This is a genomic window from Micromonospora sonneratiae (assembly GCF_042679305.1).
GTDB classification, from domain to species: Bacteria; Actinomycetota; Actinomycetes; order Mycobacteriales; family Micromonosporaceae; genus Micromonospora_H; species Micromonospora_H sonneratiae.
The window spans coordinates 38,787-54,887 of the sequence record NZ_JBHTMP010000014.1 but is presented as its reverse complement, the minus strand read 5'-3'; the positions used below and the strand labels follow the sequence as shown (position 1 = coordinate 54,887).

Sequence of the window (16,101 nt, the reverse complement as noted above, 5' to 3'; positions counted from 1 at the left end):
ACCTCCCATGGCGCCGGCGCAACGGGCGCCGGTTTCCGGTTGGCACGCCGGCTGGACCTGCGTTCCTACCTTGGCTTCGTGGACCGCAGCGAGGATGACCCGAGCACCAGCGACCGTCGGATCGGCCTCGTCTGGGTGATCGCGCTGGTCGGGCTGGTGATCGGGGGGTGGCTGGCGGCATCCCGACTCGGGGGCGCATCCGCCGGCATCGTCGTGGAGAAAACGACAGAGTACGTGGCATGCCATCAATCCGGCAGTAGGTATGATTCGGTGCAGAACTGCAAGGAGCGGCGTTGCCCCCGGATCGACTACCTCACGGGCGACGGTCGGCGTAAGGGCGTCTGCGTTTCACAGCAGCGCTTCGACAGCCTTCGGGTGGGTGACCGGTTCGAGGAGTGATCCAGCTCCCTGCCGCCCTCCCCTCGACGGTTGCGGCGCGGCGTTCGCATACCATCACGATTCGACGAATCTGGGAGGGATCCATGCGTCGTACGGCGGTGCGGCTGTTCGTGGTGGCGGCGATTGCGGAGGCCATTTCCTGGCTGGCGCTGCTGATCTCCATGATTGTCAAGTACGGGCCGATGGAGAACGAGATCGGCGTGAAGATCTTCGGTCCGATCCACGGTGGGCTGTTCGTTGCCTACGGCGTGCTGGTCCTGCTGGTCTCCCGCCAGGCCCGGTGGAGCCTGCCGGTGACCGCCGTCGCGTTGCTGTGCTCGATCCCCCCGTTCACCACCCTGGTCTTCGAGCGTTGGGCCCAGCGTCGGGGTCTGCTCTCGGTAACCGAGGCGGCGCCGGAGCCGGACCGGGTCACGATCGGCTGACCCGTCCCGGTTCGGCCCGGTCGGGTCACCCCTGCCCTCGGGTCACCCTACCGAGCCGAGGAGGATGGCCACGACGACCGCGACTGCCAGCAGGCCGAGCATGGCCTGTAGAACCAGGGCCGGCCCCAGGTGCGACCAGAGGGTCGGTATGCGGGGGGTCAGGAGTTGGCCGGTGGTGATGTTGACGATCCGTTCGACCCGGGGTGCGAGTTCGGCGTCCTTCTGGGGGCGTACGGTCACCTGGATGTGATCGGCCGGTTCCAGGGCGCTCTGGGGCAGATGTCCGTGGATCTCCATCTCACACAGCACGCCGGCGGTGTCCCGGATCCGTAGCGGAGTGACCAGGAACTCCGGGCCCTTACGCAGTTCCTTGAACTTGCGTCGGCTGCCGCTGCCCGTACCGGCGCGCAGGACCGAGAGCACCAGCGTGCCGATCAGTCGGGCCACGGTGGCGGCGGTGAGGACCGCCACGAGGGCGGGCTGCTGCACCTTCATCTCCCGGGAGTAGCCCCCCAGCAGCCGGACCACGCGGCCGGTGACGATCGGTCCGGGCGGATATGCGATCCGTTCCGGATACAGGTCCCTATCCATGCCCCCACCACCGACTGTCTGTCTGTACGCACGGATTGTATAGGTCGGCGGGGATGAAAAAGATGAATGAAAGTCATTCATGTCCGCTGGGTTCGGGCTACGGCACGAACCGTAGCGGCGCGTCCAGGGCAGCCGTGGCAGTGCGTCCGCAGCAGCCGTGCCCGCGCATCCGCCTCCGCCCCGGCGGCGCGGCGTTCGGGCACGGAGGTCCAGGTGACAACCGGATCGACGCGGGTATGCCCGGGGTGAATGGAGAGGGGGCGACATGGACCTGTCCTTCCTGCGTCCGATCTACGCCAGTCCTGGGCCGTGGGCTTCGGTCTACCTGGATGCCTCCCGGGATACCCAGGACTCTCGTCCGGCGTTGAATCTGCGCTGGCGGGCGCTTTGCGAGCGACTGGTGCAGCAGGGAGCGGATGAGCGTACGGTCGGGGCCCTGGACGCGGTGGTACGCGGACACGATCCACTACCGGGCGACTACGGCCTGGCCGCGTTCGCGGCCCGGGGCAGGGTGGCCCTGACCGAGTACATGTCCGCACCACCGGTGCGGGACCTCGCGGTCTACGCGCCACTCGCGCACGCGATGCCGCTGCTGGCTCAACGGGGCGCGCAGGTGGCCTGGGTACGGGTTCTCGCCAGTCGTACCGGCGCCGACGTCGACGGAGTGAGCCTCGGCGGGTTCGCCCGGCACGTCCAGGTCAGGGGCGGCCACCAGTTCCCGATCCGTCGGGTACAGCCCGGCGGCTGGTCACAGTCCCGGTTCCAGCGGGAGGCCCTGACCGCCTGGAAACGCAATGCCGGCGATGCTGCGGCGGCCACCGCGGACCTGGCCGACCGGGTCGGTGCGGAGGTCGTGGTGGTGGCCGGGGACGGCCACGCCAGATCGATGCTGGCCGGGCAGTTGCCCGAACGGTGGCAGGACCGGATCGTACAGACCGATGCCGGGTCGCGTGCCGTGAGTGGTTCCGATCCCCAGGCCCTGGACGACGTGACCGCCCAGGCCGTCGCCGAGGTCGCGGTCCAGCACACCAGGAGCACGCTCGACCGCTACGGGGTGCAGGAGGACGTCGGCGGTGGGCTCGATGCCGTGGTCACGGCGCTGCAACGGGGGCAGGTGGACACGATGCTGATCGTCGACGACCCGTCCTCGACACAGCAGCTGTGGGTTGGTCCGGAGCCGACCGAGATCGCGACCTCGGCGGAGCAACTCTCCGAGATGTCGGTGACCGCCCCGCAGTCCGTACGCGCCGATGCAGCCCTGCTCCGCGCACTGGTCGGCACCGACGCCGGGCTCACCGTACTGGCCCCGGAGGAAGCACCGGAACTGGATGACGGCGTCGGCGCGGTGCTGCGTTACGTCGACGCCGGCACGCCCGGCCGGGGCCATCCCTGACCGGTAGCCGGGCACCCCGGCCTTTCGTCGTCGACGGGGCCTTTCGTCATCGACGGGTGGGCAGGCACAGGATCGTTTCCTGTGCCTGCCCACCCGTTCCGTGTTCCGGTCCCGCGATCCAGCGGACCGGCCGGGCCGGCCGGTTTCCGGATATAGCCGGCGCACCGAACGACCCGGGCCGGCACCGGCACGGACCGGAGTCCGGTGCGCCGGGACACACAGCGGCTACGTCCTCGGATTGCTCGCGTCACGTTGCTCACGACTCGTTTGAACCCGATCCGGGCGGGAAGCCGGGGCTCGCGTGATGCGAACGAGAGAAGGTGGGCCCGGTGCGGGAGATGCAGGAGTGGCTGGCCGCCAGTGGTTCCGGCATCCCGGGACCGGACCGGATCGTGTCACCGGACAGCCTCGGGCGGGTGCTGCTCTCGGTAGCCTCCCGGGCGCTTCGCGGGGAGGACTGCGCCGATCTGGGCTACCAGCCGATGCTGGCGCGGTTCCGTGGTGCTCCGGAAGCCGTGCGGCGGGCGGCCGTGGCCCGCGCGGGCGGCCGGGCAGCGGTGCCCGTACCCCACGCCGGCGAGATCGACGCTGAACGGATTGCGCGCTGGGTGGTGGACCACTACCCACCTCGGTGGTATCCGGGCATGGTGCTCGGCTCGCCACACGGCGGCGCGGTCCACCTCGCCATCGCTCTCGGGGTGCCGTGGCTACCGAGCGCCTTCGAGGTTTCGGTGCACTGGCCGGGTGGCTCGGTGGACAACCCGCTCGGCGCGTTGGCGCACGGTGCCCGGATAGCCGCCCGGCTGATCGCCGGCAATCCCGAGGTCGCCGTACGGCAGGTGCACGATCCGGCCAGCCGAGGGGTACTGGCTGGATCGACCGTCTCGCTGATGGTGCGCTGGCAGCAGTTGCCTGAGGCGTACCGGCGGTTCCTCGGTAGCCGGCTCGCCCCGGGGGCACCCGTGCTGCTGCTTCGCGATGCCCGTACCTGGCCCGTGCTCGACTCCGGTGCCGGTCATACGTTCCAGCTCGGCGCGGCGGCCGGTGCGCTGCAACCAGCCGACTTCCGACCCGGCAGCGAGCTGCTCGGCCAGGTGCTGCGGCACACCGGCGGAAACTGTGCCCAGTGGGACCCGCCCGGTGTCTCCTCGCCCCAGGGGTACGCCGAACACGGGGTCGAGCCGGGGTTCGAGGCGAGCCTGCGTGACTGGGTCCAGGGAACCGGAAGCCCGATACACCGGATCCTCTTTCCCCGGCCGGGCGCACTGAGTGCGGCCACCGCCGACGTGTACCGCGGCTGGTTGCGGGAGGCCGGTAAGAGCGGTAACCGATGTGTGGTGGAGTGTGGGCGGCTGATCGATCCGTGGCAGGTGGTCCGGGCCGGTCTGGTGCCGTACTGGTGTGAGAACGCCGCCGAGGGCAGCGTCGTCGGTGCGGAGTGGTGGCTGGCCGGCAGCGCTCCGTTCAGCTCGGTGGACGTTCTGCCGGAGCCGCCCGGCATGCACTCGCCGGGGGTGGCGAGCCTGCCGCAGTGGCTGGCGGTGGCCTCCTTCGGCCGGCGGCGTCGAGCTGTCGACCGGACGGCGGCGCGGGGCTATCCGATCACCCCGGTGCCCACCCGTCACGCGACCGAGGTGCTACGTGGGCAACCGTACGATCTTCCGACACCGCCGCCGTTGAGGGTGGTGGACGCCCTCGCTGCGCTGCGGGACAGCGGCAGCCCGCAGGGGTTGCTCGTCTGCTGACCAGGCAGCGGCCGAAACCACCGCCGGATGACCCGTTCCCGTGATTGAGTACCTAGAGAGCGGGAACATGGCTGGCGGCAACGGGGTGAGTGCGCTGTGTCATGGCGGCGGCCTGCGGTCGTCGGCATTCCGGTCACAAATTCGCTTCCGGGCCGGTCGGGCCGTCGTGCCAATCATGGTCCGTTGCACGCCGTTGACCGGTTCCGCAATCCGGGTGGGGGACCTTCCTGAGGGAGGCGCGGATGTTCGGACAGACCACGACAACAGCACCAACAGAGCGTGGACTGGAGGATCTTGACGCTGCGGCCACAGCGTACGCAGCTCGTATCGCCGGCCTGCCGCCCGAACGCCGGCAGGAAGCTCGCGACGATCTGGTGCGGTTCGCACTGCCGTTCGCCGGCCGACTCGCCCGGCGCTACCGTGGGCGCGGCGAGCCGCTCGAGGACCTCGAACAGGTCGCCCGCCTCGGTCTGGTCAATGCCGTGGACCGGTACGACCCGGAACGCGGATCGTTCACGGCGTACGCGGCCATCACCATCGTCGGGGAGATCAAGCGGCATTTCCGGGACCGTACCTGGGGTGTGCACGTGCCGCGGCGGCTGCGTGACCTGATCCTGGAGGTCGGTCAGGCGACGGCAGCGCTGACCAGCGAACTGTCCAGGTCGCCGACGGTTGCGGAGTTGGCTGATCGGCTGGAGACCCCGGAGGAGGAGATCCTCGCGGCGCTGGAGTCGGCTGCCGGTTACAGCCCGGCCTCGCTCAACGCCCCGGTGGGTGGCGAGAGTTCGGCGGAGTTCGGCGATCTGGTCGGCGAATCGGACAGCGACCTGGAATCGGTCGACGACCGAGTGACGATCAGCGGTCTGCTCTGCCGTCTGCCGTGGCGGGAGCGTCGCATCCTCGCGATGCGGTTCTACGGCAACCAGACGCAGGCGGAGATCGCCGCCCGGTTCGGCATCTCGCAGATGCATGTGTCCCGACTGCTGTCCCGGGCGCTCACCTGGCTTCGGCAGGCGATGCTGGCCGATGCCCCCACCTCCTGGCAGAACGGCGCCGAGCCGGACGGGAACCGGATGCGGGTCTCGGTACGGCGGTCCGGTGACCGGGTGGTGGTCGAGGTGGGCGGCGAACTCGACCGGGACTCTGCCGACCAGTTGCGGTGCGCGGTGGTGGACGCCGTGACCGTCGGCCATCCGGCCGAGGTGGTGGTCGATCTCATGGAGTTGGCCATGGTGGACCCGGGTGGTATCGACGCGCTGATCGCCGGTCGGGATGCGGCGCTGCGTAGCGGCACCCCGTTGCGGCTGGCGCGGGCGCAACCCGGCGTACGGCAGTCGCTGACCGCGGCCGGGTTGGCCCCGCTCTACGCCTGAGCCGGGCTGGTTCCGTTCTACGCCCGGGCCGGGTTGGCCCCGCTCTACTACGCCTGAACCACCACCGGGTTGGCCCCGCTCTACGCCGGGGCGCGGGCCCCGTCCGACGGTCACCTCCGACCGAAGGTCGTTCATCGGGACTGCCCCTCTTCGTCCTCGTCGGGGTTCGTCGGTCGTCCGGTACGCCAGCGCTCGTCGACCTTTCCACCCCGTTCCTCGGTGGTCAGGCTCTCGTCGGGCCGGCTCGGCTCGAAGCCCGGGCGGCGTACCTCGTCCGGCTCGGGTACCTCGATCGGCCGTGCGCCGGATTCCGGTGCCGGGTGGTGGGTGAGCGCCTCGCGTGCGCCACGTGCGCCCTCGGGCGTCGGCACCTCGGGTGGACCGGCCTCGTGCTCGAACTCCTCGGCGAACGTCTGTGGCGGCTTGGTGGACCGTTGTGGCAGGTCACGGCCGAGGTCGGCGACCAGCGGCCCGTACTTGAGGTCGAACGCGGGACGCTCGGAGCGGATCCGCGGCATCTTGTCGAAGTTCCGCAGCGGGGGCGGGCAAGTGGTGGCCCATTCCAGCGAGTTGCCGAATCCCCAGGGATCGTCGACGTTCACCAGCCGACCGAACCGGTACGACTTCCACACGTTCCAGATGAAGAACAGCGTGGAGATGCCGAGGATGAACGATCCGACCGTGGAGATCGTGTTCAGTCCGGTGAAGCCGTCCTGGGGCTGGTAGTTGGCGTAGCGGCGGGGCATTCCCTCGTTGCCGAGCCAGTGTTGGACCAGGAAGGTGGCGTGGAACCCGATGAACATCGTCCAGAAGTGGGCCCGGCCGAGCCGCTCGTCGAGTAGCCGACCGGTCATCTTCGGGAACCAGAAGTAGATGCCGCCGAAGGCGGCGAAGACGATCGTGCCGAACATGACGTAGTGGAAGTGGGCCACCACGAAGTAGGTGTCCGTGGTGTGGAAGTCGACCGGCGGGCTGGCCAGCAGCACCCCGGAGAGGCCGCCGAGCAGGAAGGTCACCAGGAACCCGACCGCGAACAGCATCGGGGTCTCGAAGCTGATCTGTCCCTTCCACATCGTGCCGATCCAGTTGAAGAACTTCACCCCGGTGGGGACCGCGATCAGGAAACTGAGGAAACTGAAGAACGGCAGCAGTACCTGCCCGGTGGCGAACATGTGGTGCGCCCAGACGGTCATCGACAGTACGGTGATCGCGATCGTCGCGGCGACGAGGCCCTTGTAACCGAAGATCGGCTTACGGGCGAACACCGGGATGATCTCGGTGATGATGCCGAAGAACGGCAACGCGATGACGTACACCTCGGGATGACCGAAGAACCAGAAGAGGTGTTGGTACAGCATCGGGCCGCCGGTGGCCGGATCGTAGACGTGGGCACCGAGTCTTCGGTCGGCATAGAGCGCCAGCAGCGCTGCCGCCAGCAGCGGGAAGATGAAGAGGATCAGGATCCCGGTCAGCAGGATGTTCCACGTGAAGATCGGCATTCGGAACATGGTCATTCCTGGAGCCCGCTGGGTGATGATCGTGGTGATCAGGTTGACCGCAGCGAGAATGGTGCCGACACCGGAGAGGGCCAAGCCCATGATCCACAGATCGGCGCCTATACCCGGACTGTGCTCGGCGCCGCTCAACGGGGTGTAGGCCGTCCAACCGAAGTCCGGCGAGCCCCCGGGGGTGAAGACGCTGCTCAGGACCATCGAGCCGCCGAGTAGGTAGAGCCAGTAGCCGAAGGCGTTGAGCCGGGGAAAGGCCACGTCCGGCGCACCGACGTGCAACGGCACGATGTAGTTGCCGAACGCCAGCGCGAGCGGGGTGGCGAACAGCAGCAACATGATCGTGCCGTGCATGGTGAACATCTGGTTGTACTGCTCGGGGGAGAGGAACTGGAATTCGGGCCGGGCCAGTTCGGCCCGCATCAGCAGGGCCATCACCCCGCCGACCAGGAAGAACCCGAACGAGGTGACCAGGTACATCAGCCCGATCTGCTTCGCGTCAGTGGTACGCAGCAGCCAGCTCAGCGTATTGCCGGGAATGGCCTCGCGAACCGGGCCGGGATAGCCGCCGAACCGGGCTGGGACCAGGATCGTCCGTTTCTGGCCGGGTTCCGGCTCCGTCGTAACCCGCTTAGGCATCGCTCTCACCCCGTACGACCGCTTAAAGGACGGCGGTGGCTACCCGGTCTCTGCTGGTCGAAACCAGGGCAGTCAGGAAATTTCACTCTGCTGCGTCGCGACCGTACCGGGTGGGGCAACGAGGGGCATACCTCATGGGTCCGCACACGGGCGGAAACGAGGCCCAACAGACGTTCGCCGCCCTTCCCGTCGGGAAAGGGCGGCGAACACGTACGCCTCGTTCAGGCGTGGCTGACGCCAGCCTGCCGGCACCCGGTCATCTTGGGGCCCGGCCACGGGTCGTCACCAGGCCCAGCACGATCATGCCGATACCGAGGAACAGGTGCAGCCAGTTGTCCGCGCTGTTCAACGGAATGAAGTTGGCCCGGCTCTCCTGACCGACCGCCAGGCCGTACAGCCAGAGGACCAGGTAGATCACCCCACCGCCGACCAGGAACGTCCGGGCACCGGCGACGGTACGGGCCAGGGCCAGACCGACGACCCCGAAGAGCAGGTGAACGATGTTGTGCAACACCGAGACCTGGAAGACCCCGAACAGCTTGGCGTTGGAATGGTGTCCGAGGAACTGCATGCTGCCGTAGTCGGTCGTGATGCCCGGAATGAAACCGAGAATCCCGATCAGCAGGAACACCGCACCCACCACGGCGGCCACCACGCTCACCGGTGCCCGGCGACCACCACCCCTCGTCGGCATCGGCCGGTTCTGTGCCGAAGTTCGCGTCTGGGCCGAAGGTCGTGACTTGCTGGTAACCATGTCCTCACCTCCGTCAGGGAGCTTCGGTGAGCGCGTTCCCGAGCCCTACCTGGACAAACGTCGGCTGTTGTGCGGGCTGGGGCAGCCGGCGTAGCTGCTCGTACAGCTCCAGGTAGCGTTCGGCCATCACCCGGGGGGTGAACCGCCTCGCGGCTTCCTGGCGGCACTCGTCACCACTGATCCCGGCGGCGGACCGGACCAGATCGGCCAGTTCCTCCTGCTCGTCGGTGAGCAGGCCGGTCCGACCGTGCTCGATCAGCTCCGGCAGGCAACCCCGGGCAGTCGCCACCACCGGCGTGCCGAGGGCCAGGGACTCCACCACCGCCGTACCGCCCGGTTCCTCCCAGCACAGCGGAAACAGGGTGGCCCGGGCCGTGCCGACGAGTTCGTCACGATCCCGGCCGGCCACCGTACCGATCCAGCGCACCCGTACCCCGTCGACGAAGGGGGCGACCTGGTCCTGCCAGTAGCGCACGTCCGGATTGTGTCGAGCCTCGTCCCCGGCGGCGGCCAGATCGACCGGCCGGTGGTACGGGCCGACCGGCCCGGCCAGAACCAGTTGGAAGTTCGCCCCGTGAGCCAGCCGGACTGCGATGTGCTGCCCCTTGCCAGGGGTGATGCGGCCGAGCACCACCACATGTTCACCCCGGTCGACCCGCGTCGGCCGGTTCGCGGCGACGGCCAGTGGCGTGGCGAGGTGGACGTGGCCGACCGAGTGTGCACGCAGCGCCTGCGGGGCACGGGCCAACTGGGCGGCCGACACACCGTTGACCCGGACCCGGTCGGCACCGTCGAAGTGCCCGTAGAGATCGGGATGCTTGCCGAGATCCCAGTGCAGGGTGTGCAGTACCGGAGGCGCGTCCGGCCCCATGGCGGAGAGGGTGGCCAGGCCGACCGCCTCGACGTGGTCGTGTACGAGGTCGATGTCGTCGCGCTCGCGTAACGCGCGTACCACCGCGTTGAGATGTGCCTGGGCGACGCCGCACACCTGGTTGTACGGCCGTTGCAGGGAGTGGAACTGGCCGTCCGGGAAGACCGACAGCCGATCGTCGACCGGCAGGGTGCTGCTGGCGACCGAGGCCAGCACCACCCGTACCCCGAGTTGTCGCAACTCGGGCACCAGGGTGGCGATCACGTTCTCTATCCCGCCGTAGCCCGGCGGCGGTACGGACAGCCATGGACCGGCGTTGACCAGAACGGTAGGACCCATCTGCCACACCCCTCCCGGAACGGGGCGGCCTCTTCCCGTATCCGATCGCCGCACTTTGCGTACCGGGGCGACCGAACGGTGCGCCGACCCGGACGAGGTCGTTCGAGGGCCCTACACCGGCACCCTGCCCTGGCCGGCCAGCGGGTCCCGCAACTCGACCAGCGGCGGCCGTTCGTGCACCGACACGTCGCTGACCACGATCTCGCGGTCGAGGTTGGGCAGCGCTGCCGCGCCGCCCCGCCGGAACTGGGTCAGCGCGCTGGCCGGCGGGGCGGCGGTGGTTACCCGGCCCTGCCGGTACAGCCGTGACCAAACGGTGAGGATGATCTGTGCGGACATCCGGCCGAGGGCTTCGGTGCTCTGGTGACGGTGCAGCCGCTCACCGAGATCGACCTGGGCGAGCGCGTCGAGTCCGACCAACTCGAACAGGTCGATGAGCATGGCGATGTCGACGCCATAACCGGAGACGATCGGGATTCGTTCCAGTGCCGTCCGCCGACCGGCGTACTCACCCGCCAGTGGTTGGACGAATCCCGACAACTCAGGCCAGAAGAGATTCAGTAGCGGTCGTGCGGCCAGTTCGGTGACCCGACCACCGCCGTCCGGTTCGACATTCGTGGCCCCGATCAGCGGGCGGTGGTAGAAGCCCTTGACGAAGGCGACCGACGGGTCGAGCAGCAGCGGGCCGAGCAGGCCGACCACGAAGTGCGTCCGGAACTCCCGCAGGTCCGCGTCGACGAAGGCGATCACGTCACCACTGGTGCCGGCCAGCCCGGCCCACAACGCGCCACCCTTGCCTTCCAGCGGGGGCAGATCCTGGGTGAGTTCGTCCTGATCGACGATCCGGGCACCGGCTGCCGCAGCGACGGCGGCGGTCCGGTCCGTGGACCGTGAGTCGACCACGACCAGTTCGTCGACGAGCGGCAGCCGCTCGATCAGGTGCCGGCGGATGGCGGCCACGATCGGGCCGACCGTCGCCTCCTCGTCTCGGGCGGGGATGACCAGGCTGATCCGGTTGTCGCCCTTGGCTGCCATGAGCTGATCAGCCGTCCATTGGCTGGCCGAGGCGGTGCGATACACCGACCACGCTTCCACGACGGGTGAGACGGTCGCTCCCGAGTGCCGCACAGGCACACCCCCAGATGATCCGACTAGTGCGGGTTCCCGTTGTCGGGGGAACGCTAACCACGCTCCACCGACCATCCTGATCTCGACGGTCGGCCAGGTTCGGCCGGGGTCCGTTTCACCCGGCCCGGATCACTGACCGCCGCCGGTCGGTCTGGGCCGCCGCCGGTCGGTCTGGGCCGCCGCCGGTCGGTCTGGGCCGCCTACCGGGCTGCGTGTTTGATCGGCCGGGCATCGGGGAGCCGGCCCGGGAAGGCCGGCCGATTCGCGTCGATCATGGCCGTTCGCGCCGATCATGGCTGGCTCGGATCGGCGGAGGGAGAGTACGGATGCGCGGGTGCCGGGTGGGACTGGTCGGGGCGGGCAACGTGGCGCAGCGGCACGCTCGGGTGCTCTCCCAGTTCGCCGACGTCGAACTGGCGGGCGTCACCGATGTCGTTCCGGAGGCGGCGCGGCGGCTGTCCGAGCAGCACACCGTACCGGCCTTCGCGGATTTCGCCGCCCTGCTCGAAGCCGACCTGGACGCCGTCTACATCTGCATACCGCCGTTCGCGCACGGAACGGTGGAGGAGGAGGTGCTGGCCACCGGGCTGCCGATCTTCGTGGAGAAGCCGATCGCCGGTGACCTGCATACCGCGTACCGGATCGCCGCGCTGATCGCCGGACGGGACGTACTCACCGCGGTCGGGCACCACTGGCGCTACCTGTCGGTGGTGGAGCAGGCCCGGCGGGTGCTGATGGACCGCCCGGTACGGATGGTCAGCGGATCCTGGCTGGACAAGGTCCCGCCGGTGCCCTGGTGGGCCCAACTCGACCGCTCGGGTGGACCGGTCGTGGAGCAGGCCGCCCACGTACTGGATCTGGCCCGGCTGCTGTCCGGCGAGGTGGTCCAGGTGACGGCGTACGGCGACGGGTCACCACCGTGTGACGACGCGGACGTGGACGGGGTCACCACTGCCGTCCTGCGGTTCGCCAGCGGCGCGGTCGGCACCCTGACCTCGGCCTGCGTACTGGACTGGAAGCACCGCGCCGGGATAGAGGTGCTGGCCGACGGGCTGGCGCTGCGCATCACCGAGGATGAGCTGGTGGTCCGTGAGGGGGACCGGGAGGAACGTTTCCCGGGTGACCCGGAGGCGGCCCGGATCGCCGTGGACCGGGCGTTCGTCGACGCGGTACGGGGCGTCGGCGACGACATCCGGGTGCCCTACCTGGAGGCGTTGCGTACCCACCGGCTGGCCTGCGCAGTGGCCCGGTCTGCGGCGACCGGCCGGGAGGTGCGGCTCGACCCGGCCGGCTGGATAGGGCAGCCGGAACGGGTCGGCGTGGGGCTGACCTCACGGGCGAGCGCCGGCGCCCATGTCTGACCGGGTCGTGGTGGTGTCGGCGCCGGGCCGGGTCGAGATCCGGGAGGAGGAACCGGCGCCGCTGCGGGACGGGACCTTCCGGGTACGGACCCTGTACAGCGGGGTGTCGACCGGCACTGAACTCAGTTACGTCAAGGGCACGAATCCCTACCTCTCCGTCAACTGGAACCCGGACCTGGGCCTGTTCCAGCCCGGCGAACCGTCGGCGGGCTACCCGGTGACCCGACTGGGTTACATGGAGGTGGGGCAGGTGGTCGAGAGCCGTACCGCAGCTGTCGAGGTGGGTACGGTCGGCGCGATGTGCTACGGCCATCGGACCGGATATCTGGCCGACCCACTGGTGGACCGGTTCGTGCCGCTGCCGGAGGAACTGGACCCGCTGCTCGGCGTCTACGTCGCCCACATGGGGCCGATCTGCGCCAACGGACTTCTGCACGCCGCCGCGGATCTGTACGGCACCGACGTGCGCAGCCTCGGCGACGGCGTACGGGGCCGTCGGGTGGCGGTCACCGGTGCCGGCGTGGTCGCGCTGCTGACCGCCCTGTGGGCCCGGCACCACGCGGCGGCCTCGGTGGTGGTGCTCGACCCGACGCCGCAGCGGCGGGCGGTCGCTGCCGCGCTCGGGCTGGAGACCCTGGACCCGCAGGCAGTCGACCCCGCCGAGGTGCTCAAGACCCGGTGGTCGCACGGACCCGGGGACCGGGGGGCCGACCTCGTCTTCCAGTGCCGGGGACAGGCCTCCGCGCTGCACCTGTCGCTGCGGCTGCTCCGCCCCCAGGGCACGGTGATCGACCTCGCCTTCTACCAGCAGGGCGCGGACGAGGTCCGCCTCGGTGAGGAGTTCCACCACAACGCGTTGACCGTGAAATGCGCGCAGATCGGCCGGGTCCCCAGAGGGCTCGCCCCGACCTGGGACCGGGAACGGCTCTCGGCGGAGACCATCGAACTGCTACGGGCGTACGGCGACCTGATGCGGAGCAGTCTCGTGTCGACCGTCGTGCCGTTCGACGCCGCGCCGGCCCTGCTGACCGCTCTCGCCGCCGGTCGACGGCACGAGGTACAGGCCGTTCTCGCCGGCCCCGGTTGAGGTCGGTCGGGCCGGTCTGCGACGGGAGTCCGGATCCGGCGGCTGCGGACGCACGGTTTTGCTCGCGGTCGCGTACCGTTGCGCGTCATGGGTGTGTCGCAACGGTTGAAGAGCAAGTTCCGGCGTTTCCTCCAGCGGCCGGGCAGCACCGTCGATCTGGGGCCGCTGGAGAAGCGGCTGCCGGCCATCGAAGCGCGCGAGGAGGAGTTGGCGGCGCTGGACGACGCCGAGTTGACCGAGGCGGCCGGTAAGGCCGACGACTACGTCGACATCTGCGCGATCGGCCGGGAGGCCGCCCGACGTGGCCTCGACCAGCGTCCGTACGACGTTCAACTGCTCGGCGCCATGGCCCTGCTCTCCGGCAAGGTTGCGGAGATGGCCACCGGTGAGGGAAAGACACTCACCGCCACGATCGCCGCGTACGGGCACGTCCGGCGGGGTAACGGTCCGGTGCACGTGCTGACCGTCAACGACTATCTGGCCCGGCGTGACGCGCAGTGGATGGAGCCGGTCTACCAACTGCTCGGCCTGTCCGTCGGCTGGGTGACCGAGGCGTCCAGCGCCGAGGAGCGACGCGAGGCGTACGCGAAGGACGTCACCTATGTCTCGGTCAGTGAGGCGGGCTTCGACTTCCTACGCGATCAACTCGTCACCGACCTGGAGGACCGGGTCCAACCCGGATTGGCCACCGCGATCGTCGACGAGGCCGACTCGATCCTGATCGACGAGGCCCGGGTGCCGATGGTGCTGGCCGGTGCCGTGCCGGGCGAGCAGGATCCGCTGAACACCGCCGCCACACTGGTCCGTGGGTTGCGGGCGGGCCGGGACTACGAGGTGGCCGACGACGGGCGTTCGGTGGCCTTCACGGCGGCGGGCCTGGCCGCCGTCGAGGACAAGCTGGGCGGCATCAACCTGTTCGCCGACGAGAACATCGAGCAGCTCTCCGCCGTCAACGTGGCCCTGCACGCGCACGCGCTGCTGCACCGCGACGTGGACTACATCGTCCGGGACGGCGCGGTCGAGCTGATCGACGAGATGCGTGGCCGGGTCGCCCAGCGTCGTCGCTGGCCCGATGGGCTCCAGGCGGCGGTGGAGGCCAAGGAGGGACTTTCCGCCACCGCCGAGGGCGAGGTGCTCGGCACGATCACGGTGCAGGCGTTCGTCGCCCTCTACCGGACGGTGTGCGGGATGACGGCGACCGCCGTGCTGGTCGGTGACCAGTTGCGGGAGTTCTTCTCCCTGGAGGTGGCGGTCATCCCGTCGAACACCCCGTGTGTGCGGGTGGACGATCCGGACCGGATCTACGCCACCCGGGCGGAGAAGGAAGAAGCGCTGATCGACGAGATCAAGCGGTGCCACGAGGTGGGCCGTCCGGTGCTGGTCGGCACCCTGGACGTGAAGGAGTCCGAGGGGCTCGCCGCCGGTCTGAACGCCGCCGGTGTGCCGTGCGTGGTGCTCAACGCGAAGAACGACGACGAGGAAGCGGCGATCATCGCCGAGGCGGGGGCGTACGGCGCGGTGACCGTCTCCACCCAGATGGCCGGCCGGGGTGTGGACATCCGGCTCGGTGGCAGCGACCAGAGCGACCGGGAGCGGGTCGCCGAGCTGGGCGGCCTGTACGTGATCGGTAGCGGCCGGCACGACAGCCGTCGGGTCGACAACCAGCTGCGTGGCCGGGCCGGTCGGCAGGGCGACCCCGGTGGCTCGGTCTTCTTCGTCAGTCTGGAGGACGACCTGGTCGTACGGCACGCGCCGGACGCGATCCCGTCCTCGCCCCGGATGAACGCCGATGGTCTGGTCACGGACGAGCAGGTCGACTTCGCCGTCGAGCATGCCCAGCGGATCGCCGAAGGGGTCAACTACGAGATCCACCGCAACACCTGGCGCTACAGCGTGGTGATCGAGCAGCAGCGCAAGGCGTTGGCCGAGCGCCGCGAGCGGCTGCTCACCTCCGAGGTTGCGGCGATCATGTTGATCGAGCGGTTCCCGGAGCGGACCGAGGAGATGGACGAGGACATCCTGTCCCGGGCCGCCCGGTCGATCGCGCTCTACCATCTCGACCGGCTCTGGGCCGAGCACCTGGCTGAGCTCTCCGAGGTCCGTGAGGGTGTGCACCTGCGGGCGCTGGGCCGGCTGGACCCGCTGGACGAGTTCCACCGGGCGGCGGTGCCGGCATTCAACGCGCTGATCCCCGAGATCGAAGCACGCACGGTGGCCACCTTCGAGGAGACCGAGTTCGACGACGACTGGCAGCCGGACCAGGCGGAACTGGTTCGTCCGAGCGCCACCTGGACCTACCTGGTGCACGACAACCCGTTCGGTTCGGAGCTGGACCGGCTGATCGCCGCGGTCGGCCGACGGCTCAGTTCGACCCCCCGCTGAAAAGTAGGGAAGCGCCCCTTCTTATCGTTTTCGGGACAAGAAGGGGCGTTCCCACCTTGGTTTGGCCGTGGCCCGGAGGGGTAGTAGGCCGGGTCCGAGAGACGCG

Annotated in this window: 13 protein-coding genes; 8 read left to right on the top strand and 5 right to left on the bottom strand. The window is 69.4% G+C overall.

The genetic code is table 11. The annotated features are described in order from the left end of the window. Window positions 1-78: 78 nt before the first annotated feature. Both ACFQ4H_RS11760 and ACFQ4H_RS11755 read left to right on the top strand, forming a co-directional pair. Window positions 79-399: a hypothetical protein gene (locus tag ACFQ4H_RS11760; protein ID WP_377570028.1), complete on the top strand. Its 321-nt coding sequence runs from the start codon at window positions 79-81 to the stop codon at window positions 397-399. An 83-nt stretch (window positions 400-482) separates the two neighbouring features. After that, window positions 483-824: a DUF3817 domain-containing protein gene (locus ACFQ4H_RS11755; RefSeq protein WP_377570026.1), complete on the top strand. Its 342-nt coding sequence runs from the start codon at window positions 483-485 to the stop codon at window positions 822-824. A gap of 42 nt (window positions 825-866) precedes the next feature. Here ACFQ4H_RS11755 and ACFQ4H_RS11750 read toward each other — a convergent pair whose 3' ends face one another. After that, window positions 867-1,415, bottom strand: coding sequence for a hypothetical protein (locus tag ACFQ4H_RS11750; protein WP_377570025.1), 549 nt, complete (start codon window positions 1,413-1,415; stop codon window positions 867-869). A 265-nt stretch (window positions 1,416-1,680) separates the two neighbouring features. Between ACFQ4H_RS11750 and ACFQ4H_RS11745 the strand changes: the two genes are divergently transcribed. From ACFQ4H_RS11745 to ACFQ4H_RS11735, 3 genes are all read left to right on the top strand, one after another. After that, window positions 1,681-2,808: a baeRF2 domain-containing protein gene (locus ACFQ4H_RS11745; RefSeq protein WP_377570023.1), complete on the top strand. Its 1,128-nt coding sequence runs from the start codon at window positions 1,681-1,683 to the stop codon at window positions 2,806-2,808. A 338-nt stretch (window positions 2,809-3,146) separates the two neighbouring features. Next, complete coding sequence (locus ACFQ4H_RS11740; RefSeq protein ID WP_377570162.1) at window positions 3,147-4,553, top strand: hypothetical protein; 1,407 nt, start codon at window positions 3,147-3,149, stop codon at window positions 4,551-4,553. 242 nt (window positions 4,554-4,795) lie between these two features. Continuing rightward, a complete protein-coding gene (locus tag ACFQ4H_RS11735) occupies window positions 4,796-5,926 on the top strand; it encodes a SigB/SigF/SigG family RNA polymerase sigma factor (RefSeq protein WP_377570021.1) in 1,131 nt (376 codons plus the stop codon). A gap of 131 nt (window positions 5,927-6,057) precedes the next feature. Here the strand turns inward: ACFQ4H_RS11735 and ctaD are convergent, their stop codons facing one another. The 4 genes from ctaD to ACFQ4H_RS11715 all read right to left on the bottom strand — a co-directional run bounded on the left by ctaD (window position 6,058) and on the right by ACFQ4H_RS11715 (window position 11,132). After that, entirely contained in the window at window positions 6,058-8,073 is a 2,016-nt protein-coding gene (gene ctaD, locus ACFQ4H_RS11730; protein WP_377570019.1) for an aa3-type cytochrome oxidase subunit I, read from the bottom strand. 256 nt (window positions 8,074-8,329) lie between these two features. Then, window positions 8,330-8,767, bottom strand: a complete 438-nt coding sequence (locus ACFQ4H_RS11725; protein ID WP_377570161.1) for a DUF4383 domain-containing protein — start codon at window positions 8,765-8,767, stop codon at window positions 8,330-8,332. 73 nt (window positions 8,768-8,840) lie between these two features. Next, window positions 8,841-10,037: a glycosyltransferase gene (locus tag ACFQ4H_RS11720; RefSeq protein ID WP_377570017.1), complete on the bottom strand. Its 1,197-nt coding sequence runs from the start codon at window positions 10,035-10,037 to the stop codon at window positions 8,841-8,843. A gap of 111 nt (window positions 10,038-10,148) precedes the next feature. Further along, the gene (locus tag ACFQ4H_RS11715) at window positions 10,149-11,132 is read right to left on the bottom strand and encodes a glucosyl-3-phosphoglycerate synthase (RefSeq protein WP_377570160.1); all 984 of its coding nucleotides are present in this window, start codon (window positions 11,130-11,132) and stop codon (window positions 10,149-10,151) included. Between the two features lie 359 nt (window positions 11,133-11,491). Between ACFQ4H_RS11715 and ACFQ4H_RS11710 the strand changes: the two genes are divergently transcribed. The 3 genes from ACFQ4H_RS11710 (at window position 11,492) to secA2 (ending at window position 15,995) form a co-directional block, all read left to right on the top strand. Continuing rightward, window positions 11,492-12,526: a Gfo/Idh/MocA family protein gene (locus ACFQ4H_RS11710; protein ID WP_377570015.1), complete on the top strand. Its 1,035-nt coding sequence runs from the start codon at window positions 11,492-11,494 to the stop codon at window positions 12,524-12,526. Further along, window positions 12,519-13,613, top strand: coding sequence for a zinc-binding dehydrogenase (locus ACFQ4H_RS11705; RefSeq protein WP_377570013.1), 1,095 nt, complete (start codon window positions 12,519-12,521; stop codon window positions 13,611-13,613). Before ACFQ4H_RS11710 ends, ACFQ4H_RS11705 begins: the two co-directional genes overlap by 8 nt. Before the next feature lie 87 nt (window positions 13,614-13,700). Then, complete coding sequence (gene secA2 / locus ACFQ4H_RS11700; protein WP_377570011.1) at window positions 13,701-15,995, top strand: accessory Sec system translocase SecA2; 2,295 nt, start codon at window positions 13,701-13,703, stop codon at window positions 15,993-15,995. The last annotated feature ends 106 nt before the right edge of the window (window positions 15,996-16,101 follow it).